This window comes from Nocardioides sp. GY 10113 (genome assembly GCF_004919105.1).
Classification (GTDB): Bacteria; Actinomycetota; Actinomycetes; order Propionibacteriales; family Nocardioidaceae; genus Nocardioides.
On the sequence record NZ_STGK01000003.1, the window covers coordinates 206446 to 229656 of the forward strand.

A 23211-nucleotide genomic window follows, 5' to 3' on the forward strand; every position below is an offset into this window, starting at 1 on the left:
CCACCCATGGCCAAGAGCATCGACGTCTCCGACGTCAACATCTACTACGGCGACTTCCTCGCGGTCGAGGGCGTCAACATGTCCGTCCGTGCGCGGGCGGTGACGGCCTTCATCGGCCCGTCGGGCTGCGGCAAGTCCACCTTCCTGCGCTCGCTGAACCGGATGCACGAGGTGATCCCGGGGGCCCGCGTCGAGGGCAAGATCGTGGTCGACGGTCACGACCTGTACGGTCCGGGCGTCGACCCGGTGGCGGTGCGGCGCCAGATCGGCATGGTCTTCCAGCGGCCGAACCCGTTCCCGACGATGTCGATCTACGACAACGTCCTGGCCGGCAACAAGCTGAACGCCAAGCGGATGAAGAAGTCCGAGGCCGACGACATCGTCGAGAAGTCGCTGCGCGGGGCCAACCTCTGGAACGAGGTCAAGGACCGCCTCGGCAAGCCCGGCATGGGCCTCTCCGGTGGCCAGCAGCAGCGGCTGTGCATCGCCCGGGCGATCGCCGTCGAGCCGGAGGTGCTGCTGATGGACGAGCCGTGCTCGGCGCTCGACCCGATCTCCACCGCCGCGATCGAGGACCTGATCCACGAGCTCAAGTCCGACTACACGATCGTCATCGTCACCCACAACATGCAGCAGGCGGCACGGGTCAGCGACGACACCGGCTTCTTCAACCTCAAGGCGACCGGAGAGCCCGGCCACCTGGTCGAGTTCAACCCGACCACCAAGATGTTCGCCAACCCCGACGACCCGGCCACCGAGGCCTACATCTCGGGTCGCTTCGGCTGAGCCATGAGCAGCTCGCCTGGCCGTGATACGCGACCGGCGACTGTCGGGACTGGATCAACGCGGCGGGCAGCCGTGCGCAGCTACCTGCACCGCTGGGCGGAGGCGGCGGGCGCGCAGCTGCTCGTCGTCGACCCCGACCAGGAGCGCCAGGACCTCAGCGACGCGATGGCCGGGCGCGGGGTCCACGTCACCTGGGTGCACTCGACCACGGACGCGCTGGTCGCCTTCGGGCGCACCGACCCGCACGCCGTCGTGGTGGCGCCCACCGCGCACGGGATCCCCGCCGAGGAGTTCGTGACGACGATCCGGCGCCACGGGTCCCCCTACGTGATCGCCGCGGTGGACGGGGTCGCCGGCGAGTCCGCCGGCAGCCTGCTGGTCGCCGGCGCCAGCACCTGGGTGAGCCGCCCCTACCGGGCCGGCGACCTGTGGGAGCTGCTGGTCGCCACGCCGGGGGCGCTCGAGGAGCACGCGCACGTCACGGTCGGGCCGCTCGAGCTCGACGCGGCGGCGTACCGGGTGAGCGTCGCGGGGGAGCGCCAGCCGGACCTGCCGCTCAAGGAGTTCGAGCTGCTCCGGGCGCTGATGCTGCGCGCCCCCGAGGTGGTCTCCGACGACGAGCTGCGGGTCGCCCTGTGGGGTCCGAGCGAGGAGAGCCGGGTGAGCGGCAGCACCATCGCGATGCACGTGACCCGGCTCCGGGCGCGGCTCGAGGGCGCGGCGGAGATCCGCCGGGTCCGCGGCCGTGGGTACTCGCTCACGACCGAGGGCTGAGAAGCCGACAGGCCCGACCGCCGAGGCGATCGGGCCTGTGGAGTTGGACGGAGCCGGACGGGCTCGGTCAGATACCGGTGAGGCCGTGCAGCAGGTAGTAGCTCGCGGCGGCGACCGCGGCGGCCGCGGGGAACGTGAGCACCCACGCCGCGAGGATCGTGCGCGCGACGCCCCAACGGACGGCCGAGAGCCGCTTGGTCGCGCCGACGCCCATCACCGCGGAGGTGATCGTGTGGGTCGTCGAGATCGGCGCCGAGTAGACGAAGGCCGTCGTGTAGAGCACCGACGCCGCCACCGTCTCCGCGGCGAAGCCCTGCGGCGGGTCGAGGTGGATGATCCGCCGGCCCAGCGTCCGCATGATCCGCCAGCCGCCTGCCCAGGTGCCGGCCGAGATCGCGGCGGCCGCGGCGACGATGACCCAGATCGGCAGCGGGTCGCCGGCGGAGACGTACCCGCCGGTGAGCAGCGCCAGGAAGATCACGCCCATCGTCTTCTGGGCGTCCTGCAGGCCGTGGCCCAGCGCCATCGCGGCGGCCGAGAAGGTCTGCGCGATGCGGAAGCCGCGGTTGGCCCGGTGCGGGTTGGCACGCTTGAAGAGCCACAGCAGCGCCAGCATCACGGCGAAGCCGGCGGCGAAGGCGAAGAGCGGGGACAGGAGCATCGGGATCACGACCTTGTTCAGCACCGTGTCCCAGTTGACCGTCACGCCGGCCGCGATGGCGGAGCCGGCGAGGCCGCCGATCAGCGCGTGCGAGGACGACGAGGGCAGCCCGAAGTACCAGGTGATCAGGTTCCAGGCGATCGCGCCGAACAGGCCGGCGCAGACGATGATCAGGCCGTGGTTGTCCTGAGGTGGGCTGATCACGTCGCTCACCGTCTGGGCGACCTTCTGGCCGAGGAAGGCGCCGACGAAGTTCATCACCGCGGCCAACGCGAGCGCGATCCTCGGCGTGAGGGCGCGCGTCGAGACCGAGGTGGCGATCGCGTTCGCAGCGTCGTGGAACCCGTTGGTGTAGTCGAAGACCAGCGCTACGACGACGACGAGGATGACGATCGCAAGGGTGACGTCCACCCGCTCAGCTTTCCTTGACGGCGATCTGCTCGACGGTGTTCGCGACCTTCTCGAACGCGTCGATGGCGCCCTCGAGGGAGGTCACGATGTCCTTGAGCTTCAGGACCTCGATCGTCTTGTACTCACCCGAGAACAGCTTGGCCAGCGTGCGCCGGTGGTTGCGGTCGCCGGTGTTCTCGAGGCGGTTGATCTCGATCCAGTAGTCCTCGAGCGACTTCATCGACTGCAGCCGCGGCATCGCGTCCGCGGTCAGCTCGGCACAGCGCTGGAGGACCTCGACCTGCTCGGAGAGCTCGGCCGGGATGGTGTCCACCTCGTAGAGGAGGATGAAGTCGACGGCCTCGTCCATCCAGTCCATCACGTCGTCGAGGCCGGCGCCGAGGTCGTAGATGTCCTCGCGGTCGAACGGCGTGACGAAGGTGCTGTTCACCTTCTTGATGATCGCGTGCGTCGTCTCGTCGGCGGCGTGCTCGGCAGCACGCATCCGCTCGGCGACGTCCGGCTTGTCCGAGGACTCGGAGAGCATCTCGGCAAGCAGCGCAGCGCCCTTCACCAGGTGCTGAGCCGACTCGGTGAAGAGGTCGTAGAAAGAGGTATCGACAGGACGCAGACGCAGACCCACAGTGACTCCCGTAGAGGCGGAGACGAACGGACTCATGCTAGGGGGTGACGAACAGGAGAACGCAAACCGCCGAGATTCGGGGAGCATGTGTTCCAGCCCACCCCCCGGGCGACGCGCAGGTGGGTGGCCCCGCAACGCGGCGTGTCGCGGGGGTGCGACGCCTCAGTGCGAGCGCGTGATCCCGGTCAGCGGTCGCGGTTCGGCGCGGAGCTGATCGGCCGGGTGGTGTGTCGGTGGGCCTCGATCAGGGTCTCCTGGAGGTGCACCGAGCCCGCGTTGCGGTGCCACTCGCCGGTCGGCGCCAGCACCCAGGCCTGCGTGTCGGCGGCGAAGGCCAGGTCCAGCATCTCGCCCACCGACCGCTTCGACTCCTCACCGGGCAGCCGCACCATCGCCTCGACCCGGCGGTCGAGGTTGCGGTGCATCATGTCCGCGGAGCCGATCCAGGCGCTGGGGTCGCCGCCTCCGGCGAACCAGAACACCCTGCTGTGCTCAAGGAACCGGCCCAGGATCGAGCGGACCTCGATGTTCTCGCTCAACCCCGGTACGCCGGGCCGCAGCGCGCAGATGCCGCGGATCAGCAGGTCCACCGGGACCCCCGCCCGCGACGCGCCGTACAGCGCGTCGATCAGCTGCTCGTCGACGATCGAGTTCGCCTTGATCCGGATCCGCGCCGGGCGCCCCGCGCGGTGGTGCTCGATCTCGGCGTCGATCAGGTCGATCAGGCCGCTGCGCACCGAGTCCGGCGCCACCAGCAGCTGCTCGTACTGCGCGTTGCGGGACCAGCCGGAGAGGTTGTTGAACAGGTGCGCGACGTCCTCGCAGATCTCCGGGTTGGTGGTCAGCAGGCCGAGGTCCTCGTAGAGCCGGGAGGTCTTCGGGTTGTAGTTGCCGGTGCCGATGTGGGCGTAGCGGCGGATCCCGTCCGCCTCGTCGCGGACCACCAGGGCCAGCTTGCAGTGGGTCTTGAGGCCGACCAGCCCGTAGACCACGTGGCAGCCGGCCTGCTCCAGCTTGCGGGCCCACCGGATGTTGGCCTGCTCGTCGAAGCGGGCCTTGATCTCGACCAGCACGAGCACCTGCTTGCCCGCCTCGGCCGCGTCGATCAGGGCGTCGATGATGGGGGAGTCGCCCGAGGTCCGGTACAGCGTCTGCTTGATCGCGAGCACGTGCGGGTCGGCGGCGGCCTGCTCGATGAAGCGCTGCACCGAGGTGGAGAACGAGTCGTAGGGGTGGTGCAGCAGCACGTCGCGACGGCGCACCGCCTTGAAGACGTCGACCGGGGCGGCCGACTCCACCTCGGCGAGCCGGACATGGGTGGAGGGCAGGAACGCCGGGTACTTCAGCTCCTCGCGCGCCAGGTCGGCGATGCCGTGCAGGCCGCGCAGGTCCAGCGGGCCGGGCAGTCGGACGACCTCCTCGGTGCCGATGTCCAGCTCGGAGATCAGCAGCTCCAGCACGGAGGGGGTGATCGACTCCTCCACCTCGAGGCGGACCGGCGGACCGAACTTGCGGCGCAGCAGCTCCTTCTCCAGGGCGGCCAGCAGGTTCTCCGCGTCGTCCTCCTCGACCTCGAGGTCCTCGTTGCGGGTCACCCGGAAGGTGTGCGCCTCGACCACCTCCATGCCCGGGAAGAGCCGCTTGAGCTGCGCGCCGATGACGTCCTCCAGCGGCACGAACCGGGCGTTCCCGAGCGGGATGAACCGCTCGAAGTTCGAGGGCACCTTCACCCGGGCGAAGTGCTCCTTGCCGGTGCGCGGGTTGCGGACCACGACGGCCAGGTTGAGGGAGAGGCCGGAGATGTAGGGGAAGGGGTGCGCGGGGTCGACGGCCAGCGGGGTGAGCACCGGGAAGATCCGGTTCCTGAAGAGCGTCTTGCAGGTGCGCTGCTCGTCGGCGTCCAGGTCGGCCCAGCGCACCAGGTGGATCCCCTCACGGGACAGCTCGGGGCTGATCCGGTCGCGGAACAGCGCCGCCTGCCGCTGGCTGAGCTCGCCGCTGGTCTCCCAGATCTGCTCGAGGACGTCGCGGGGCATCAGGCCGGAGGCCGCGCGGACCGCCAGGCCGGTCGCGATCCGCCGCTTGAGACCGGCCACGCGGACCATGAAGAACTCGTCGAGGTTGCTGGTGAAGATCGCCAGGAAGCGGGCGCGCTCGAGCAGCGGGATCGACTCGTCCTCGGCCAGCTCCAGCACCCGCTCGTTGAACCGCAGCCAGGAGAGCTCGCGATCCAGGAACCGGTTGTGGAACTCCTCGATCGGCGGCTGCGCGTCCGTCTGCTCCGCCGGCTCGGCGAGGGCCGGGGCGGAGCTCGGCGGGGAGTCCGCGGGGATCGGTGTGGGGTCCTCGCGCATCTCCGCCGTCATGTCCACGAGTTTGGCATCTCCGGGTGAACAGTGGGTGACGGCAAAGATGACGACCGGCCCACAGGTGGGTGACCCGCCGGTAGGTTGCTGCGCGTGACCCTGCGGACGAGGTTCGAGGCTGCTTCCCTGCGAGCGCTGCTCGCCCTGCCGGCGCCGCTGCTGCGGGCGGTCGCCGGGCCTCCGCTGCGGCTCGACGGGCAGACGCTGGCCCCCGACACCCAGCTCACGCTGCGCCTGCAGCGGCTGCTGCGGATGCCGGGCGCCGAGACCCTGCCGATCGCCGAGGGGCGGCTGGCGATGCGTGAGCACACCGCGCTCGTCCGCGGCCACCAGCCGGTCGGCGCCGTCGAGCACCTCACGGTCGCCGGGCTGCCGGCGCGCCGCTACCTGCCCACGGGGTACGCCGAGGCGCCGGGCCCGCTGCTGCTCTTCTTCCACGGCGGCGGCTTCCTCTACGGCGACCTGGAGACCCACGACGCCCCGTGCCGGGTGCTCGCCGAGCGCTCCGGCGTGCCGGTGCTGGCGGTCGAGTACCGACTCGCGCCCGAGGCGCCCTTCCCGGCGGCCTTCGACGACGCCGAGGCGGCGTACGCCTGGGTGCTGGACCACGCCGCGGAGATCGACGTCGACCCGGGCCGGCTCGCGGTCGGCGGTGACTCCGCCGGCGGCAACCTCGCGGCGTGGGTGGCCGTGTGCGCCGCCCGCCGCCGCACGCCGCTGGCCTTCCAGCTGCTCGTCTACCCGGTGGCCTGCACCGATCACGACACGGAGAGCTACCGCCTCTTCAACCGTGACCTCTACCTGACCGACGAGTTCATGCGGCTGGCCACGGAGACCTTCCTCCCCACCGACCTCGACCGCAAGGACGAGCGGGTCAACCTCCGGTACGCCGACCTGCCCGCCCGCCTGGCGCCGGCCTACGTCGCGACCGCGGGCTTCGATCCGCTGCGCGACGAGGGGGAGGACTACGCCGACCGGCTGGCCAGCGCCGGCGCCCGCGTGGAGTGTCGTCGGTTCGACGACCAGATCCACGGCTTCCTCAACATCGTGGGCGCCGGTCGGACCAGCCCGGCCGCGGTGGCCGAGATCGCGGACCGGCTGCGCGAGGCGCTGCGCCCCTGACCCTCCGGCGGTCGAGGTGCGAGGAGGGCGAGCCTCGACCCCGCAAATCCGAGCCGTCAGAGGTCGGGACGCCACTCCCGCAGCTGGCCCACGAGGTCGTGGGCGTCGACCATGCTCGCGTCGATCACGAAGGGGTCCAGCCCGCGGCGGTAGAACCGCAGCTCCCACCCGGGATCGCCCGGGCGGCCGACCATCTCCACGACGGTCGCGGAGGAGTCGCGCACGTCGAAGCGGTGGGTGGAGTCGCCCTTCTGGATGTGCACGATGCCGCGGGTCACCGACACCTCGACCGGCACCACCCGGGTTCGAGCGGCCGCCCACGCCAGCCCCACGGTGACCAGGGCCATCACGATCCCGAACGGCGAGAGCAGCGTGCCGGTGCGCATCGCCAGCAGCGTCACCAGGCCGGCGAGGACGGCCGTCCCGGCCAGGATCCTGGACAGGACGTGCGGGTCGCTGCCGTCGCCGGCCAGTGGGTCGGAGCCGTCGCTCGCCCCGTCGGGGTCGAACAGGTCGATGGTGTCCCGGGCGTCCGCGCCGCGCTCGCTGAAGGCGGGCGGCTGCCCGACCTCCCCGTACGGGTCGACGTGGCCGCCCGGCCCGGGCTGGGCCGCCCGGACGGCGTCGAGAGCCGCGGAGAGCCGGGCGATCTCGGCCTCGGCGGCGCTCAGCCGCTCCGCGAGATCGGTGACCCGAGCGCGGAGGGCTGCTGGGTCCTCGTCTACAGCTCCGGACGCCACTGGTGCACCGCCTCGAGGAAGAGGGAGGCCTGGACCGAGCGGGCGTCGATCGCCACCGGCGGCATGCCGCGGCGCATCACCATCACCCGCCAGCCGCGGCGGCCGGGGGTGCCGACCTGCTCGATCTGGGTGTTCGGGTTGGTCAGGTCGAACTTGGTGGAGGAGTCGCCCGCCGTCACCTTGAGCAGGCCGTACTCGTCGATGTCGACGCTGCGCGAGTTGCCGCCCAGGCGCATCGCGTAGAGCAGCAGCGCCGCGGCGGTCACGGTCATGACGCCGGCGAGCCCCGGGTCGGAGGTCAGGGTGCGCTCGACCGCCATCCGGCCGACCACGGCCGCGCAGGCGAGCGCCGCGATGATCGCGACCGGCAGCAGGATGTCCAGTCCGCGCTTGGAGTGGTACGGCTGCTTGCGCACCGGCTCGCCGTAGGCGTCGGGGGACGGGGCCGCGGTGCCTTCCGCGCTGTCTGCCGCGCTGTCTGCCGCGCTGTCTGCCTCGGTGGCGGGCTCGGTGGCGGGCTCGGCGACGGCGGCGTCCGCGGCGGTGGCGTCGCCGGTGATGCCCTCCACAGGGGCCTCGACGGTGACCTCGTCCGGGGCGTCGACCTCGACCTGTTCCTCGGCCTCGACCTCCTCGGCCTCGACCTCGCCGGCCTCGACCTCCTCGACCTCGGCCCCGGTCGCCTCGGCGTCCTCCTCGAGCCCGACGGCCCGGTCCTCGACGGCCCGTTCCTCGGCGGCCAGATCCTCGACGGACCCGTGCGCATCCCGATCCTCGGGGTCGGCCTCGACCTCGTGGTCCCCGGGCGCGGTGTCCAGCGCCTGAGCGGCTTCCAGGTTGCGGCGCGCGAGCCACTGCGCCAGAAGGCTCGGCGTGGCCGGCCCCTCGGCGGCCTCCTCGGCGGCCTCCTGCTCGGGCTCCGCCGGCGCGAGCGCCTCGGTCTCGGGCTCGTCGGTCTCGGGGTCCTCGACGTCCTCGTCCAGGTAGAGGTAGTCGTCGAGCGCGTCCTCGTCCACGTGGAGGTTCTCGTCGAGCGCGTCCTCGTCCACGTGGAGGTTCTCGTCGAGCGCGTCCTCGTCGAGCGCGTCGGCCTGGAGCGCGTCGGCCTGGAGCGCGTCGTCCTCGTCGGTGGCGAGGGCGGCGGGGAGCACGGCCGGCTCCTCCACCAGGGCGACCAGCTCCGGGGTGAACGCGGCCTCCTCGCGGAGGTCCTCGTCCATCTCGTGGTCCAGGTCCTCGGCGACGTCGCCCAGGTCCAGCACGTCAGGCTCGACGGTCCCCTCGATCTCGGGGAGCGCGTCGATCTCCTCGAGCGGATCCGGGGCCAGGAGCGGCGCCGCTGCGGCTCGCTCGAGCTGCTGCTCCAGCTCGGCCACCCGGGCCTCCGCGTCGGCGCGGGCCGCGGCCTCGGCGCGCGCCTCCTCGACGGCGGCGTCACGCTCCGCATCGACGGTACGCCGCATCTCGGCGAGCGCGGCCTCGTGCTCCTCGACCTGAGCGGCCCCGCGGGCTTCCGCCTCCTCCAGCGCGATCTCCGCGGCCCTCGCTTCCGCGATCGCCCGCGCGCGCTCCTCCTCGGCGACCTCGGCGCGGTCGGCGTCGCCCTCGCCGCGCAGCCCGACCAGGGTCTCCTCGTGCTTGAGCACCAGCGTGGCGGTCCGCGCCTCGGCCTGGGTGCGCGCCAGCGCCTGCTCGGTGGCCGCCCGCTCCGCCTCGGCACGCGCCCTCGTGGCGGCGAGCAGCTGCTCCTGCACCGCGACCAGCTCGCGGCGCAGGGTGGCCAGCGACTCCTGGTGGTCCTGCGCGGTGGCGTGCAGCCGGGCCAGCGTCTCGACGGCCCGCTCCTCGGCGGCGGCGCGGGCCCGGTGGGCCTCCGCGGCGCGCTGCTCGGCGGCCGCCAGCGCGGCCGCGGTCGCGCGCTGCTCCTCCGCCGCGACGGCGGCCGACTCGTGGGCGAGCGCAGCGGAGGCCTGGGCCTCGAGCGCGATCGCGATCTGGGCCTGGACCGCCTGCTCCGCCGCGAGGCGCGCCTCGACCGCCTCCTCGGCGAGCCGCGCCTGAGCGGCGGCCGCCTCCTCGGCGGTGCGGCGGGCCTCGTGGGCCTCCGCGGCGAGCCGTGCCTGGGCGGCGGCGTCGGCGTCGGCGGCGACGCGCGCGGCCGTCTGCTCCTCGGCCAGCTCGGCGGCCTCCCTGGCCCGCCGCTCGGCGGTCTCGGAGGACTCCAGTGCGATCATCGCCAGCTCGGCCTGCTGGCGGGCGGCCTCCTCGGCGATGCTCCGCGCCTCGTGGGCCTCGCGGGCCAGCCGCGCATGCTCCTCCGCGGCGGCCTCGGCGGCGGCGCGACCCTCGGCGGCGAGCCTGCTCAGCTCGGCATGCTCCGCTGCCTGCTCGGCGAGAGCATGAGCCCTCTCCTCGGCGAGCACGGCTGCCTCGTTGGCCTGCGCGGCCAGCGCCGCCTGCTGGCGCGCGGCCTCCTCGGCCAGCGTGCGGGCCGCGGCGATCTCGGCCGACGTACGCTCGGCGTCCTCGCGCTCCTGCAGCATTCGGCGCGCGAACTCGGCGTGCTCGGCGGCCGACGACGCAGCGGCCTCGGCCAGGGCGCGGGCCCGCTCCTCGGCCATCGCCCGCTCCTCGTAGGCCCGCTGTGCCTCGGCCGCGAACCGCTGGGCGGTCTCCTCGGCCTCCTGGCGGGCCATCGTGGCCTGCTCGGCGAGCTCGGTCTGGGCCTGGGCGCGGGCCTCCGCGGCCTCCCGCTCGGCGTGCGCGGCGGCGGCGCGCTCCGCCTGCTCGATCGCGTTGCGCTCGGCCTCGCTGCGACGGGCCGCCTCCGCGCCGGCGAGCTCGGCGCGCTCACGCGCGGCGCGCTCGGCGGCCTCGCGGGCCAGCGCCTCGGCGCGGGCCAGGGTCTCGGCCTCGACGCGGGCGCGGTGCGCCTCCGCGGCGACGCCGGCCTGCTCCTGGGCGAGGCGGTCGGCCTCGGCACGCGCCTCGGCGGCACGCTGGGCGGCCTCCTCGGCGGCCAGGCGCTCGGCTGCCTGCTCGGCCGCGGCCAGCTCCGCGTCCCGGCGCAGACGGGCGGCCTGCGCGGCGACGGCCTCGGCCTGCTTGGCGGCCTCGCCGCTGAGCGGCTCGGCCACCTCGGCGGCGGCCGCGAAGACCTCCTCGGCCGGGAGCGGAGCGGGGGCCTCGGACCCGGCGAGGCCGTCGGGCATCTCGACGTCGGACTCCAGGTCGGTGTCGATCAGGTCCTCGGGCATGGTGGCGGTCAGCTCTTCCATCGGGCGCTCCTCGGGCGATGGGGACGTCCCAGCGGCGGCCGTCGGGGCCTCGCCGTCCAGCGGTACGCCGTGCTCGGCGTCCACTCCGGGATGTGCGATGTCCGAGACGGTCTGGTTGTCGTGGGCCGCGGGCTCGTCGTGCGGCTCGTCGTGCGGCTCGTCGTGGGGCTCGGCGACGGCGGGATGTGCGTCGCCGTGTGCGTCGCGGGCGGTGTCCGCGTCTGGCTCGTCGTGCAGGAGGGTCGCCGGGATGTCGCCGGTGAGCGGGTCCTCCTCGAACGTGGGGCGGGCGGCTCGCATCGGCGCGGCCCCGTCCTCGGCAGCCGCCCCGTCCTCGGCAGCCGCCACGTCCTCGGTGTCGTCCACCGCGGTGCCGTCATCGGCGTGCTCGACCTCGGCGTGCTCGACCTCGGCGTGCTCGACCTCGGCGTGCTCGACCTCGGCGTGCTCGACCTCCGCGGAGTCCGCCACGTCGTCGAGGGCGGAGCGTGGGAGCGGGGCGGCGGGTCGGACGCGCTCGACGGTGTCGGTGGGTGCGACCGCATCCTCGTCCGCGGTCGCCGCGTCGGCTTCGTCGGACGGCTCGGGCGGCTCGGGCGGCGCCGAGGACCCAGCCCGGTCCTGCTCGGCCTCGTCCGTGGCGTCGGCGACGGCGGCGGCCGCATCGTCGGCCGCCAGCTGTGCCTGGGTCGCGCTGAGTCGAGCGATCGGCGACGTCGGCAGCTCCGCGGTCCCGGCCGACATGCCGGCCCGGAGGCGGTGGATCCGGTCGCTGAGGGTTCCCTGGTCGGTGGCTTCCGCCGGGCTCCCCCCGGTGGAGACGGCGGCATCCGCGGGAGCCGACGTACGGCCCAGGGCGACGGAGCGGTTGATCAGGCGCGCCCAGGCGTCCTCGCTCGAGGCCTCCGGCGTCGAGGCCTCGGCGGGCACCGCCGGCAGCTCACTGGTGTCGGTGCGCGTGGCACCGTCGGTCGGCGGCGCGAAGACCGAGGCGAAGGCCGACGCGGGGGTCGGCGCGGGGGTCGGCCCGGGGGTCGGCGTGGGGGGTGGCGTGGCCGCGGCGTCCGCACCAGCGTCCGTGCCAGCGTCGCCGGGGGTGGCGTCGCCGTCAGGGCGACCCTGGTCGCCCTTCTCCACGGAGGTGTCCCGGCCCCAGCGGCGCCCACGGCGCCCGCGCAGTCGTCCGGTTTCCCCGACGCCGGACTCCCCAGGGTCCCGTCCGCCGTCAGTGAGGAACGTCATGAGCCGTGATGCTACCCACGGTTAGGGATGATTGCCCCCGGTTCCCGGACAACATGTCACGGACAAAGTCCCGGTTCAGGGACGGGCGTACTGCACGTGCGTGTCGACCGCTGCGTGGTCGAACCCGAGGCCCTCGTAGAGCCGCCTCGCGGGCGCGTTGTCAGCCTCGACGTAGAGGTGGACCTCCCTGACGCCCCGGCGGGCCAGGTGATCCAGCCCCGCGATGGTGAGCGCGCGGCCCAGGCCGCGTCCCTGGGCCTGCGGCGCGATCCCGACGACGTACACCTCGCCGTGGTCGGCGTCGTGCCGCTTGGTCCAGTGGAAGCCCAGCAGGGAGCCGTCCGCGTCGAAGGCCTGGAGCAGTCCGTCGGCCTCGAACCACCGCTCGGCCATCCGCTCGGCCAGACCGGCGGCGTCCAGCGAGCCCTGCTCGGGATGGGTGGCGAAGGCGGCGGCGTTGACCGCCAGCAGGGCAGGTACGTCGTCGGCGCCGGCGAACCCGCGGATGCTGACCCCCGCGGGCAGCGCCACCGCCGGCAGGGGGAGCGCGGTCGACCGCCGCATCACCCACAGCTCGCGGGCACGAGCCATGCCGTGCACGGCGGCCAGCTCGCGCGCAGCCGGGTGGTCGCCGTGGGACCACGCCGTGACCGGCCCGGGAGCCGCGAGCGCGGCGGCGGCCAGGGCACCGCCGAGGCCGTGCTCCCGGGCCCGCGGGGCGACGGCCACGTCGAGACTCCCGTCGTGGCGCAGCGCGAAGCCGTCGCTGGTCACCCAGGCGTCGATCCCGGAAATCCCGTGGTGCTTGAGCAACAGGTCCGCTGCCTCGTCCAACGGGTCGCGACCGTCCTCACGGCGGCAGGCGCGTCGTACGCCCTGGATCGCCGCGAGGGCGGCCTCTCCGGTGAGCAGGTCGGCGGTGAGGAACACCCCCGGCACGCTACCGGTCGGCCCGCTCAGGCGTCCTGGTGCTCCTGCTCGGCGATCCGCGCGGCGTCCGCGGCGGCCTCCTTCGACGGGAGCACGAAGCGGTAGCCCACGTTGCGGACGGTGCCGATCAGCGTCTCGTTCTCGGCGCCGAGCTTGGCGCGCAGGCGACGCACGTGGACGTCGACGGTGCGGGTGCCGCCGAAGTAGTCGTAGCCCCACACCTCCTGCAGCAGCTGCTGGCGGCTGAAGACGCGGCCCGGGTGCTGGGCGAGGAACTTCAGGAGCTCGAACTCCTTGAAGGTCAGGTCCAGCGTGCGGCCACCGACCTTGGCGGTGTAGGTCGCCTCGTCGACGACCACCTCGCCGGAGCGGATGACGTGCGCCTCGGGGTCCGCGGCGTCGCGGGCGGCGACCAGCCGGCCGATGGCCAGCTTGATCCGGGCCTCCAGCTCGGCCGGACCGCAGGTGTGCAGGACGACGTCGTCCATGCCCCAGTCGTGGGTGACGACCGACAGGCCGCCCTCGGTGACCACGAGCAGCACTGGCACCTCGGTGCCGGTCGCGCGGATCAGGCGGCAGAGGTCGCGGGCGTTCGCGAGGTCCTGGCGACCGTCGACCAGGAGCAGGTCGGACTCGGGCGCCTCGAGCAGGGCGCTTCCCTCGGCGGGGAGGATCTTCACCTGGTGGCCCAGCAGGGCGAGACCGGGCAGTACCTCGGCGGAGGGTTGCAGCGCGCTGGTCAGAAGAAGGAGAGTGCTCATCCCATGGTCTCCTATCGCGGCAAAATGGCCGTCCGAGAGACCAGAACGCAACGTTGGGCTCCGGCCGGTTTTCCGTTCCGGGGACTTTATCGAAACATCCGTGTGACGGGGAAGTGAATCCGAGATGAGTGAGACGCAGTTCACCCAGGTGCACTACTGGGCCGCGGCCCGGGCGGCCGCGGGGACCGCGTCGGAGGGGTTCGAGCTGCCCGCGCCGGTCACCCTGGCGGCGCTGCGCGCGGCGGCGGTCGACCGCCACCCCGGTCGGCTCGGCGACGTACTGGGTGTCTGCTCCGTCCTGCTCGGAGACCAGCCGGTCGGCACGCGCGACCCCGGGGACGTGGTGGTCCCGGCCGGCGTGGCGGTGGAGTTCCTGCCGCCGTTCGCCGGCGGCTGAGGCGTCGCGAGCCGGGCCGCATCCGTGAACACCTGCGGGCCGGCGGCACCCGCGCCGTAGGCTCTGCCGCGTGAAGCGCGCATTCATCACCGGGATCACCGGCCAGGACGGCTCCTACCTCGCCGAGCTGCTGCTGGCCAAGGGGTACGACGTCCACGGCCTGGTGCGCCGGTCGTCGATGTTGAACCGTGGTCGGATCGACCACCTCAAGGACGACCCGCACCTGACGCTGCACTACGGCGACCTCACCGACGGGGTCAGCCTGGTCAACCTGGTCCGGCTGATCGAGCCCCACGAGGTCTACAACCTGGGCGCACAGAGCCACGTCAAGATCTCCTTCGAGATGCCCGACCACACCGCGTCGACCAACGCGATCGGCACGCTGCGGCTGCTCGAGGCGATCCGCGCCGCGGGCCTGGACTGCCGCTTCTACCAGGCCTCCACCTCGGAGATGTTCGGCCTCACCCCGCCGCCGCAGAACGAGTCGTCGGTCTTCCACCCGCGCTCGCCGTACGGCGCCTCGAAGCTGCAGGCGCACTGGGTGACGGTGAACTACCGCGAGGCGTACGGGCTGTACGCGGTGTCGGGGATCCTGTTCAACCACGAGTCGCCGCGGCGCGGGGAGAACTTCGTGACCCGCAAGATCACCAAGGCGGTCGCCGCGATCGAGGCCGGGATCACCGACCACGTCGAGCTCGGCAACCTGGACGCCGTACGGGACTGGGGCTTTGCTCCCGAGTACGTCGAGGGCATGTGGCGGATGCTGCAGGCCGACGACCCCGACGACTACGTGCTGGCCACCGGCGTGGGGCACACGGTGCGCGACTTCTGCGACGCCGCCTTCTCGCACGCGGGGCTGAACTGGGCCGACCACGTCAAGCACAACGAGGCGTTCGAGCGCCCCGCCGAGGTGGACGCGCTGATCGGTGACGCCTCCAAGGCGAAGTCGTTGCTCGGGTGGGAGCCGGCGACGCTCGCGCCCGACCTGGCGCGGCTGATGGTCGACGCCGACCGCGAGGACCTGCGGCGGTTGTTGCACGGCTGACCTGGCGCTGTTTGTCGTCGTCACATGCGGTTTGGCTCCCTCTCGGGCGGTGGTGGGGGCCAATCCGCATGTGACGACGCACGTCGACCGCCCATGACCCCGGTCGGACCTCAGCGCCGCCAGCGAAGCCAGACGGCCCGCTCGCTCGCTGAGAGCGCCCGGCGGCGAGCCACCGTCGAGGTGTCGACCCACCACTCGGGGTGGTCGAGCGTCCAGCGGAGTGATCCCCGGCCGCCGGACGAGCGGCCGTACGCCCGGTGCAGGCGGGTCAGGAATGCGGTGGTGTCGCGCAGGTCGGTCGACATCATCGTGACCAGCTCGATGCCGAGCTCCCGGTAGAGGTCCTCCCGGTCCAGGTCCCGCCGCCGCGGTTCGAGTCCGGCGTGGTCCGCGCCGTCGTACTCGCCGGCGACGCCGGCCACCGGATCGAGCAGGTCCGGGGTGAGGAGGTGATCCCCGGCGAGGTCGAAGATCGGAGCGTTGCTCAGCGGTCGGGGGCGGCCGGTCTCTCGCCACAGGCATCGCATCACCGACTCCATCGGCGACCACGCGTTCTCCTCCGCCCGCGCGAACGCGCGTCGCGCCCGGCGGATCCCGGGGCGACCCCCGAGGCGTGAGAGGTGGAGCCAGAAGGGATCAGGCGCGGTGAGGTCCCAGGCGTACGCCATGTCGATGAGCCCGACCGCGGCCCGGTCGGACCGCGCGCGTCGTACGGCGAACGAGAGGGATCGCTCCGGGACGGTCATCGGTACCCCGTCGACCATCGTCACCTCGCCGTCGAAGAGCCAGTCGTGGCACGCCAGCACGCCGGGACGCCGGACGGCGAGGCGGTGGTCGTCCAGTGCGATGGGCACGGGCAGCAGCTGACCGGTCGCCGTCGTCCCGGCGAACCACCGCGCGCCACCCCACCCCAGGGCTGCCCAGCCGGTGACCGCGGAACCCTCCGGGACGCTCGCCACTGCCTCGACGATCCGCTGCTGGAGGTGGGTCGGGTCCACGGTGGCGGGGACGAAGCGGTTCGCGCTGGTGCGCCGCCAGTGGGGCCCGCGGGCCTGCCGTCTCGTGGGGCCGTGCTGGCCGCTGGGGTCCACCGCGACAGGCGCGGTCACCGCTGGGTGGGTCACGTGGAGGAGCACGCACGCGAGGCTGCCGGCTTCCGGGCGGTCGCGTGCTCGCCCTCCACAGGGGCCGCCGACGTTGGTGTCGTCACATGCGGATTGGCCCCCCAACGGCCCGAGATAGGGGCCAAACGACATGTGACGACGCAACCAGCGTCCAGATCAGCCGCCCGCTCCACGCTCAGCATCTCATTATATGAGCAACAGTCTCACGATGCGAAACCCGATTGGGCGAACGACCGCCCTCGGCCCTACTGTTGTCGCCATGCCCACGACCATGCTGACCAAGCGCCGCGCGGTGGACAACTGCCGCGTCTCCTCGGCGCTGTGTCGCATGCGCTGAGCGGGGTTCACCTCCCGGCCGCCGGCCCCCACGGACCGGCCCGCCCCGACTGACTCCCGGCGCCACGCCGACCGGCCAGCAACCGGCAGCGACCAGAGCGCCCGACGACCACCCCGCGTCGTCTCCGAGCCAGTCATCCAGCGTCACCGCCGACCTGGCACCCCGTCGCACCCGTCGCCCCAGCGCGGCGACCGCGACCCCGTGTCGGCGTACTCAAGCCCGGACGGGCCCGCTGCCACCAGGGCCCGCACCACTCGAAAACGATTGCAAAGGGATACGCAATGAGCCGCGAGAACACCCTCGTCTCCGCCCAGTGGGTCGAGGACAACCTGGACAACCCGAAGGTCGTGCTGGTCGAGGTCGACGAGGACACCTCGGCCTACGACAAGGGCCACATCAAGGGCGCCATCAAGCTCGACTGGACGACCGACCTCCAGGACCAGGTCCGCCGCGACTTCGTCAACAAGGCCCAGTTCGAGGCGCTGCTCTCGAGCCGCGGCGTCGCCAACGACGACACCGTCGTCCTGTACGGCGGCAACAACAACTGGTTCGCCGCCTACGCGTACTGGTACTTCAAGCTCTACGGCCACACCGACGTCAAGCTGCTCGACGGCGGCCGCAAGAAGTGGGAGCTGGACAGCCGCGAGCTGACCGACGAGCTGCCCGAGCGCGCGGCGACCACCTACACCGCGACGGAGCAGGACTCCTCGATCCGCGCGTTCCGCGACGAGGTCGTGGCCGCCATCGGCACCCAGAACCTGGTCGACGTGCGCAGCCCCGACGAGTACGCCGGCCGGCTGCTCGCCCCGGCCCACCTCCCGCAGGAGCAGGCGCAGCGCGCGGGCCATATCCCGACCGCCGCGAACGTCCCGTGGAGCAAGGCGGCCAACGACGACGGCACCTTCAAGTCCGACGACGACCTGCGCCAGATCTACACCGAGGCCGGCGTGGACTGGAGCAAGGACACCATCGCCTACTGCCGCATCGGCGAGCGCTCCTCGCACACCTGGTTCGTGCTCAAGGAGCTGCTGGGCCAGGAGAACGTCAAGAACTACGACGGCTCCTGGACCGAGTACGGCTCCCTCGTCGGCGTCCCGGTGGCGCTCGGTGACGAGAAGGGTGACGCCTGATGTGCGGCGCGACCAAGGGCGGGCTCTCCCTGGACGGCGTGAACGTCGCCAAGGAGGCCGTGATCCAGGGCCAGGTGCTGCGCGGCGAGGAGCCCGTGCCGAACGCCTACGTGCGGCTGCTCGACAAGACCGGTGAGTTCACCGCCGAGGTCCCGACCTCGGCGAGCGGCCACTTCCGGTTCTTCGCCGGCGAGGGCCAGTGGACCCTGCGGACCCTGGCCCCCAAGGCCGACCCGACCGACCGCGTCGTCCAGGCCGCGGTGGGCTCGGTGGCCGAGGTGACCATCACCCTCTGAGGGTGAGAGACCCGATGTGACGCGTTCGATGGCGGATCCCGGATGACGGGGTCCGCCATCGACGTTGGAGGAGACATGACCGGAATCGTTGTGCTGGCCCTCGCGGTCGTCGTCGCGGTGGGCTTCGGCCTCTACCGCCGTACGACGGACGGCGCCTTCCGTGGCGCCGAGGACTCGGTGGTCGAGGTGCGAAGCGAAGCGAGCCTCGAAGCCGCCGCGCCCGCGACCACCTGGACCCAGGTCGCCGCCGCGCTGCCCGACGCCGTGCTCGGCGAGCGGGCGACGCTCGTGCAGTTCTCCTCCGCCTTCTGCGCGCCCTGCCGCACCACCCGCGTCCTGCTGGCCGACGTCTCCGCCCGTGAGGACGGCGTCGTGCACCTCGAGGTCGACGCGGAGCAGCACCTCGACCTGGTCCGGGCCCTCGACGTACGACGTACGCCGACCACGCTGATCCTCGACCCGAACGGCGCCGAGGTCACCCGTGCCGCCGGCGCCCCGCGCCGCGACCAGGTGCTCGCCGCGCTGAGCAGCCTCGACAACCTGAAGGAGACCGCGTGAGCGGCATCGACCCCCGCGGCCCCCGGTTCACCGCGGCCGTCACCGTCGTCATCCTGGCCGCCGCGCTGGTCAGCCCCAACGCGACGGTCTCCGCCGCGATCATGGCGGCGCAGGCCGCCTGCTTCGCGATCGGCGTCTTCGCCGGCATCCAGCACACCCCGACCGGCATCGTCTTCCGCCGCTTCGTGCGTCCGCGGCTGACCCCGCCGGCCGAGCTCGAGGACCCGCGCCCGCCGCGGTTCGCCCAGGCGGTCGGGCTGGTCTTCGCGACGCTGTCGCTGATCGGGTACCTGACCGGCGCCCTGGTGCTGGCCCAGGTCGCCGCCGGCTTCGCGGTGTTCGCCGCGCTGCTCAACGCGGTCTTCGGGTTCTGCCTGGGCTGCGAGATGTACCTGCTGGGCCTGCGCCTCACCCGCCGCCCCGCCTGACCTGCACCGCCCGTCCTGCATCGCCTGACCTTTCCCGCCGCCCCGCGCCCCGCCGATCGGTGACGAAAGCCCTTCTCGCGGAGGGCGCCGACGTAGAGTCGCGGGCGTGACCCAGGACGCGCTCGCCGAGGAGACCGCCGCCCCGCCCGGGAGGCCGCCGCGCCGGCGCGGACGCCTGGTCCTGATGCTGTTCGGCCTGCTGCTGATCGCCACGGGCCTGTCGCTCCTGGGGTGGTTGGGCTGGCAGGTCTACGGCACCAACTGGCAGTCCGCGCAGAAGCAGGACGAGGTCACCCAGGAGATCGAGGAGGCGTGGCAGTCCGGCCGGGCCACCGCGACCACGGACTTCGGCGACGCGACCGCGATCCTGCACGTGGCACGGTTCGGCAAGGACTACGCCGTACCGGTGCTGGAGGGCTCCACCGACGAGGTGCTGGCCGCGGGCATCGGCCACGTCGAGGGCACCGGCAAGCCGGGCAAGGTCGGCAACTACGTGCTGGCGGCGCACCGGGTGACGCACGGTGAGCCGTTCGCGGAGTTCCCCAGCCTGCGCCCGGGCGACGAGGTGGTCGTGGAGACCCGGAAGGCGACGTACACCTACGTGCTCGACAGCGGGGGCGAGGACCTGATCCTGCCGTTCACCGAGACCTGGGTGCTCGAGGCGAACCCGAAGAACCCCAACGGCGGCGTGCAGCCGCCGGCCGGCGTCGGCAAGCGGCTGATCACGCTGGTCACCTGCTCGGAGATCTTCCACACCGACAACCGCAGCATCGTCTTCGGGCACCTGGTCGAGCGCACGCCGGTCGCCTGAGCGCCCCCGTGGTGCCGGCGGGTCAGGGAGTCTCCAACCACACCGTGAACGGCCCGTCGTTGACGGAGGCGACCTCCATCGCCGCACCGAAGACGCCCCGGGAGACCGGCACGCCCAGCCCGGCCAACGCCTCGCACACCGACTCGTAGAGCGGCTCGCTCACGGGGCCCGGCGCCGCCGCGACCCAGGTAGGGCGGCGGCCCTTGCGCGCGTCGCCGTACAGCGTGAACTGGGAGACGACCAGCGCGCCGGCGCCGGTGTCGGAGAGGGACCGCTCGTCGCGCAGGATCCGCAGGCCGTGCAGCTTGCGGGCCATCCACTCGATCTGATCCGGGCCGTCGGAGTGCGTGATGCCGAGGTAGACCAGCAGGCCGGGGGAGTCGAGCGCGCCGACCACCCGCCCGTCGACCGTCACCGACGCCGAGGAGACCCGCTGCACCACCGCTCGCACGGCGGCGATTCTGTCAGGCCGGCGGTGCTCAGTAGACGAGCGCCTGCACCCCGTCGCGCAGCGCCTCCTCGACGAACGCCGCCGCCCCGGCGATCCTCGCGCCGGGCACCAGGTCGGCCTCGCCCAGCGAGCGGCGGGAGGCGCACTGCCCGCACACGGTGACCGATCCGAGCTCGAGGACCGTCTCGAGCAGCTCCGCGAGCGGGGTCGCCAGGTCCAACGAGAACGAGTCGGCCCGGCCCGGCACGGCCACCCAGGTCGCGTCGCCGGTCAACCACAACGACACCGGTACGCCGGAGGCGGCCGCCGTGGCCGCCACGGTGAAGCCCTGGTTGAGCCGCTCCGGCGCCTCGTCGCCGCAGGTGACCTTGACCAGGAGCTCGCGAGTCATGGCCTCAGCGTAGGTCCCCACTAGACTCAGCCGACGTGGCGTTCGAACTCCCCGACAACCTGCACCCCAACTGCGGCCCGATCGCGTGGCTCCTCGGCACGTGGCGGGGCAACGGCCACGGCGACTACCCGACGATCGACAAGTTCCAGTACGGCCAGGAGCTGATCTTCACCCACGACGGTCGGCCGTTCTTCCACTACTTCGCGCGGTCGTGGATCGTCGACGAGAACGGTGAGAAGGTCCGCGACGCGGCCCTGGAGACCGGCTTCATGCGCGCCGTCGGCGACGGCAAGCTCGAGCTCGTCCTCACGCACTCCAGTGGCATCACGGAGATCTGGTACGGCCACGCCGACGCCGGCAAGATCGAGCTGCACACCGCCGGGGTCGGGTTCACCGAGACCGCGAAGGAGGTCGCCGGCGGCCAGCGCATGTACGGCAACGTCGAGGGCGACCTGCTCTACGCCTACGACATGGCCGCCGTCGGCCAGGAGCTGCAGCCGCACCTGTGGGCGAGGCTCAAGCGTGCCTGACTGGCGTGCCAGGCTCCGTGACTCGGGCTACCGCCTGACCCCGCAGCGCGAGCTGATCCTCGCCGCGGTCACCGAGCTGGGGCACGCCACCCCGGACGAGGTCCTCGCCCACGTGCAGAGGACCGCGTCCACCGTCAACGCCTCCACGGTCTACCGGACCCTGGAGGTGCTCGAGGAGCTCGGCCTGGTGCGCCACACGCACCTGAGCGACCGGGCCCCGACGTACCACTCCACGGCCGGCCACGAGCACTTCCACCTGGTCTGCCGGGGCTGCCGCACGGTGGTCTCGGTGGACGTGGAGGAGGCGGCCGGGTTCGTGGAATCACTGACCACCCGCCACGCGTTCACCCCTGATGTGGGGCACCTGACGGTGTTCGGCATGTGCCAGGAGTGTGAGCGCAAGCAGTGCGAGGAGAAGTCATGACGAGCCAGCCCAGCCCCCTGCTGGACCTTCCCGGGGCGGTCGCCGGCGACGGCATCGACGCCGGGGTGGCCGCCCACTACGGCTCCCTGTACGGCGAGCAGAAGGCGCTCGCCGCGGGCGAGGGGTTCGTCGACCTCTCGCACCGCGACGTGTTCCGGGTCAGCGGCCCCGAGCGGCTCACCTGGCTGCACTCGCTGACCACCCAGTACTTCGAGAATCTCGCGCCCGGGGTGTGGGTGCAGGCGCTGGTGCTGAGCCCGCAGGGGCACGTCGAGCACGCCTTCGCCGGCGTCGACGACGGCGAGGCGTTCACCGCGCACACCGAGCCGGGGCGTGCCGCCGCGCTGGTGACGTTCCTGGAGCGGATGAAGTTCATGACCCGCGTCGAGGTCGGCGAGGTCGACGACGTGGCCGCGATGTGGCGACCCCCGGTGGTTGAGGTGCGAGGCGCCCCGGCGCCGAGCCTCGAAACCACCGGTCGATACGACCTCGTGCCCCGCGACCAGCTGGCGGCGTACGCCGACGCGGCCGGTCCCGCGGCCGGCCTGTGGGCCTTCGAGGCGCTGCGGATCGAGCGCGGCGAGCCCCGCTTCGGCGTGGACACCGACGAGCGGACGATCCCGAACGAGGTCGGCTGGCTGCAGGGCGAGGCGCCGTGGGCGGCGGTGCACCTGGACAAGGGCTGCTACCGCGGCCAGGAGACGGTGGCCCGGGTGCACAACCTCGGCCGCCCGCCGCGTCGGCTGACGCTGCTGCACCTGGACGGCTCGGAGAACCGGCTGCCCGCCCCGGGCACCGCGATCACCGTCCAGTCCGGCCTTGCGAAGCCCGTCGGCGCGATGGGCTCCTCGGCCCGCCACCACGAGCTGGGCCCGATCGGTCTGGCGCTGCTCAAGCGCAACACGGCGACGGACGCCGCCCTCGAGGTCGACGGTCTGCCGGCGGCGCAGGAGACGATCGTCGACCCCGACGTGGGGAAGCACTTCCGCCCCACGCGCTGACGCGCTTCCGTGCCGGCACGGCACCGCAACACGCCGGAATACGACGCCGGGTGACGCGTCCCAGACCTTGGGGATGTTTGCCCGCTCGCGTGCGCCCAGGCGTGCGGGTGCTGCCAGCCTGCTGGATGTCTCGTGGGCGCTGGCGCCCATCCGTGCATCGTCCCGGGGGTACCACGATGAAGAAGGTGATCGTCGCACTCCTCGCCGCCGTGCTGGTCTCCGCCGGCCTCGTCGGCGCCGCATCCGTCCCGGCCCAGGCCTCCTGCCTGCCGGCCTACCCCGGCTGCCCGCACGCGGGCGTGTCCTGGGTCAAGGCGGCGAACGTGGTCACGAAGGCCAAGCCGTTCACCGCGAAGGTGAAGGTCGCCACCTACGGCAACATGCCCGCCACCGGCCCGGTCTTCGTCGTCTGCAAGCACGGCGAGTCGACGGCGCGGAGCTGGGCGACGGTCAAGACGAAGGCGAAGAAGGCGTACCCCAGGCTGCGCCTGTGGCGGAAGGGCATGTGGTCCTGCATCGCGTCCTACTCGCCCGCGGGGATGGCCAAGGGCACGAAGGGCTTCACCGTCCGCGCGAAGTAGCAGGGGCCGGCCGG

24 protein-coding genes are annotated in these 23211 nt (G+C 72.8%); 14 read left to right on the forward strand and 10 right to left on the reverse strand.

Annotated elements, in window-relative coordinates; translation table 11 throughout:
• Nucleotides 1-6: 6 nt before the first annotated feature.
• Both pstB and E8D34_RS05380 read left to right on the forward strand, forming a co-directional pair.
• Entirely contained in the window at nt 7-786 is a 780-nt protein-coding gene (pstB, locus tag E8D34_RS05375) for a phosphate ABC transporter ATP-binding protein PstB (protein ID WP_136593567.1), read from the forward strand.
• 72 nt (nt 787-858) lie between these two features.
• Nucleotides 859-1560, forward strand: a complete 702-nt coding sequence (locus E8D34_RS05380; RefSeq protein ID WP_136593568.1) for a winged helix-turn-helix domain-containing protein — start codon at nt 859-861, stop codon at nt 1558-1560.
• Nucleotides 1561-1627: 67 nt separating this feature from the next.
• Here the strand turns inward: E8D34_RS05380 and E8D34_RS05385 are convergent, their stop codons facing one another.
• From E8D34_RS05385 to E8D34_RS05395, 3 genes are all read right to left on the reverse strand, one after another.
• Nucleotides 1628-2632, reverse strand: a complete 1005-nt coding sequence (locus E8D34_RS05385) for an inorganic phosphate transporter (RefSeq protein ID WP_136593569.1) — start codon at nt 2630-2632, stop codon at nt 1628-1630.
• 4 nt (nt 2633-2636) lie between these two features.
• Nucleotides 2637-3254, reverse strand: a complete 618-nt coding sequence (locus E8D34_RS05390) for a DUF47 family protein (protein ID WP_136593570.1) — start codon at nt 3252-3254, stop codon at nt 2637-2639.
• A gap of 185 nt (nt 3255-3439) precedes the next feature.
• Entirely contained in the window at nt 3440-5620 is a 2181-nt protein-coding gene (locus E8D34_RS05395; protein ID WP_136593571.1) for an RNA degradosome polyphosphate kinase, read from the reverse strand.
• 93 nt (nt 5621-5713) lie between these two features.
• Here E8D34_RS05395 and E8D34_RS05400 point away from each other — a divergent pair, with 93 nt between their 5' ends.
• Nucleotides 5714-6742, forward strand: a complete 1029-nt coding sequence (locus E8D34_RS05400) for an alpha/beta hydrolase (RefSeq protein ID WP_240771117.1) — start codon at nt 5714-5716, stop codon at nt 6740-6742.
• 56 nt (nt 6743-6798) lie between these two features.
• Here E8D34_RS05400 and E8D34_RS05405 read toward each other — a convergent pair whose 3' ends face one another.
• The 4 genes from E8D34_RS05405 to E8D34_RS05420 all read right to left on the reverse strand — a co-directional run bounded on the left by E8D34_RS05405 (nt 6799) and on the right by E8D34_RS05420 (nt 13693).
• Nucleotides 6799-7482, reverse strand: coding sequence for a DUF1192 domain-containing protein (locus E8D34_RS05405; RefSeq protein WP_136593572.1), 684 nt, complete (start codon nt 7480-7482; stop codon nt 6799-6801).
• Nucleotides 7464-12002 carry a hypothetical protein gene (locus E8D34_RS05410; protein WP_136593573.1) on the reverse strand — a complete coding sequence of 1513 codons (4539 nt, stop codon included), beginning with the start codon at nt 12000-12002 and terminating at the stop codon, nt 7464-7466. The genes E8D34_RS05405 and E8D34_RS05410 overlap by 19 nt, the downstream gene beginning before the upstream one ends.
• A 75-nt stretch (nt 12003-12077) precedes the next feature.
• Nucleotides 12078-12932: a mycothiol synthase gene (gene mshD / locus E8D34_RS05415; RefSeq protein ID WP_240771118.1), complete on the reverse strand. Its 855-nt coding sequence runs from the start codon at nt 12930-12932 to the stop codon at nt 12078-12080.
• Between the two features lie 26 nt (nt 12933-12958).
• Nucleotides 12959-13693 (reverse strand): response regulator transcription factor, encoded by a 735-nt coding sequence (locus tag E8D34_RS05420; RefSeq protein WP_136593574.1) that lies wholly within the window; start codon nt 13691-13693, stop codon nt 12959-12961.
• A 124-nt stretch (nt 13694-13817) separates the two neighbouring features.
• On the opposite strand from E8D34_RS05420, the gene E8D34_RS05425 reads away from it, so the two are divergent.
• On the forward strand, nt 13818-14090 hold the full coding sequence (locus E8D34_RS05425; RefSeq protein WP_136593575.1) for a MoaD/ThiS family protein: 273 nt from the start codon (nt 13818-13820) through the stop codon (nt 14088-14090).
• Between the two features lie 70 nt (nt 14091-14160).
• Nucleotides 14161-15135 (forward strand): GDP-mannose 4,6-dehydratase, encoded by a 975-nt coding sequence (gene gmd, locus E8D34_RS05430; protein ID WP_136593576.1) that lies wholly within the window; start codon nt 14161-14163, stop codon nt 15133-15135.
• A gap of 110 nt (nt 15136-15245) precedes the next feature.
• On the opposite strand, the gene E8D34_RS05435 is transcribed toward gmd, so the two are convergent.
• The gene (locus tag E8D34_RS05435; protein ID WP_240771119.1) at nt 15246-16271 is read right to left on the reverse strand and encodes a hypothetical protein; all 1026 of its coding nucleotides are present in this window, start codon (nt 16269-16271) and stop codon (nt 15246-15248) included.
• 606 nt (nt 16272-16877) lie between these two features.
• Here E8D34_RS05435 and E8D34_RS05440 point away from each other — a divergent pair.
• The 5 genes from E8D34_RS05440 (at nt 16878) to E8D34_RS05460 (ending at nt 19819) form a co-directional block, all read left to right on the forward strand.
• Complete coding sequence (locus tag E8D34_RS05440) at nt 16878-17726, forward strand: sulfurtransferase (RefSeq protein ID WP_136593577.1); 849 nt, start codon at nt 16878-16880, stop codon at nt 17724-17726.
• Nucleotides 17726-18022 carry a DUF1416 domain-containing protein gene (locus E8D34_RS05445; protein ID WP_136593578.1) on the forward strand — a complete coding sequence of 99 codons (297 nt, stop codon included), beginning with the start codon at nt 17726-17728 and terminating at the stop codon, nt 18020-18022. The genes E8D34_RS05440 and E8D34_RS05445 overlap by 1 nt, the downstream gene beginning before the upstream one ends.
• 75 nt (nt 18023-18097) lie before the next feature.
• Nucleotides 18098-18580: a thioredoxin family protein gene (locus E8D34_RS05450; protein WP_136593579.1), complete on the forward strand. Its 483-nt coding sequence runs from the start codon at nt 18098-18100 to the stop codon at nt 18578-18580.
• Nucleotides 18577-19008, forward strand: a complete 432-nt coding sequence (locus E8D34_RS05455) for a DUF4395 domain-containing protein (RefSeq protein WP_136593580.1) — start codon at nt 18577-18579, stop codon at nt 19006-19008. The genes E8D34_RS05450 and E8D34_RS05455 overlap by 4 nt, the downstream gene beginning before the upstream one ends.
• Before the next feature lie 106 nt (nt 19009-19114).
• Entirely contained in the window at nt 19115-19819 is a 705-nt protein-coding gene (locus tag E8D34_RS05460; protein WP_240771120.1) for a class E sortase, read from the forward strand.
• Between the two features lie 22 nt (nt 19820-19841).
• Here E8D34_RS05460 and dtd read toward each other — a convergent pair whose 3' ends face one another.
• Both dtd and E8D34_RS05470 read right to left on the reverse strand, forming a co-directional pair.
• Nucleotides 19842-20270 carry a D-aminoacyl-tRNA deacylase gene (dtd, locus tag E8D34_RS05465; protein WP_136593581.1) on the reverse strand — a complete coding sequence of 143 codons (429 nt, stop codon included), beginning with the start codon at nt 20268-20270 and terminating at the stop codon, nt 19842-19844.
• A gap of 28 nt (nt 20271-20298) precedes the next feature.
• Nucleotides 20299-20661, reverse strand: coding sequence for a DsrE family protein (locus E8D34_RS05470; RefSeq protein WP_136593582.1), 363 nt, complete (start codon nt 20659-20661; stop codon nt 20299-20301).
• Nucleotides 20662-20696: 35 nt separating this feature from the next.
• Here E8D34_RS05470 and E8D34_RS05475 point away from each other — a divergent pair, with 35 nt between their 5' ends.
• The 4 genes from E8D34_RS05475 to E8D34_RS05490 all read left to right on the forward strand — a co-directional run bounded on the left by E8D34_RS05475 (nt 20697) and on the right by E8D34_RS05490 (nt 23197).
• Nucleotides 20697-21191 (forward strand): FABP family protein, encoded by a 495-nt coding sequence (locus E8D34_RS05475; protein ID WP_136593583.1) that lies wholly within the window; start codon nt 20697-20699, stop codon nt 21189-21191.
• Nucleotides 21184-21615, forward strand: coding sequence for a Fur family transcriptional regulator (locus E8D34_RS05480; protein ID WP_136593584.1), 432 nt, complete (start codon nt 21184-21186; stop codon nt 21613-21615). The genes E8D34_RS05475 and E8D34_RS05480 overlap by 8 nt, the downstream gene beginning before the upstream one ends.
• Nucleotides 21612-22616: a folate-binding protein YgfZ gene (locus tag E8D34_RS05485; protein ID WP_136593585.1), complete on the forward strand. Its 1005-nt coding sequence runs from the start codon at nt 21612-21614 to the stop codon at nt 22614-22616. The genes E8D34_RS05480 and E8D34_RS05485 overlap by 4 nt, the downstream gene beginning before the upstream one ends.
• Before the next feature lie 176 nt (nt 22617-22792).
• Complete coding sequence (locus tag E8D34_RS05490) at nt 22793-23197, forward strand: hypothetical protein (protein WP_136593586.1); 405 nt, start codon at nt 22793-22795, stop codon at nt 23195-23197.
• Nucleotides 23198-23211: the final 14 nt, after the last annotated feature.

Coding starts and splice junctions, on each gene's coding strand:
- pstB (WP_136593567.1), top strand. CDS start 7: ATGGCCAAGAGCATCGACGTCTCCGACGTCAACATCTACTACGGCGAC.
- E8D34_RS05395 (WP_136593571.1), bottom strand. CDS start 5,620: ATGACGGCGGAGATGCGCGAGGACCCCACACCGATCCCCGCGGACTCC.
- E8D34_RS05410 (WP_136593573.1), bottom strand. CDS start 12,002: ATGACGTTCCTCACTGACGGCGGACGGGACCCTGGGGAGTCCGGCGTC.
- E8D34_RS05420 (WP_136593574.1), bottom strand. CDS start 13,693: ATGAGCACTCTCCTTCTTCTGACCAGCGCGCTGCAACCCTCCGCCGAG.
- E8D34_RS05425 (WP_136593575.1), top strand. CDS start 13,818: ATGAGTGAGACGCAGTTCACCCAGGTGCACTACTGGGCCGCGGCCCGG.
- E8D34_RS05440 (WP_136593577.1), top strand. CDS start 16,878: ATGAGCCGCGAGAACACCCTCGTCTCCGCCCAGTGGGTCGAGGACAAC.
- E8D34_RS05445 (WP_136593578.1), top strand. CDS start 17,726: ATGTGCGGCGCGACCAAGGGCGGGCTCTCCCTGGACGGCGTGAACGTC.
- E8D34_RS05450 (WP_136593579.1), top strand. CDS start 18,098: ATGACCGGAATCGTTGTGCTGGCCCTCGCGGTCGTCGTCGCGGTGGGC.
- E8D34_RS05470 (WP_136593582.1), bottom strand. CDS start 20,661: ATGACTCGCGAGCTCCTGGTCAAGGTCACCTGCGGCGACGAGGCGCCG.
- E8D34_RS05485 (WP_136593585.1), top strand. CDS start 21,612: ATGACGAGCCAGCCCAGCCCCCTGCTGGACCTTCCCGGGGCGGTCGCC.
- E8D34_RS05490 (WP_136593586.1), top strand. CDS start 22,793: ATGAAGAAGGTGATCGTCGCACTCCTCGCCGCCGTGCTGGTCTCCGCC.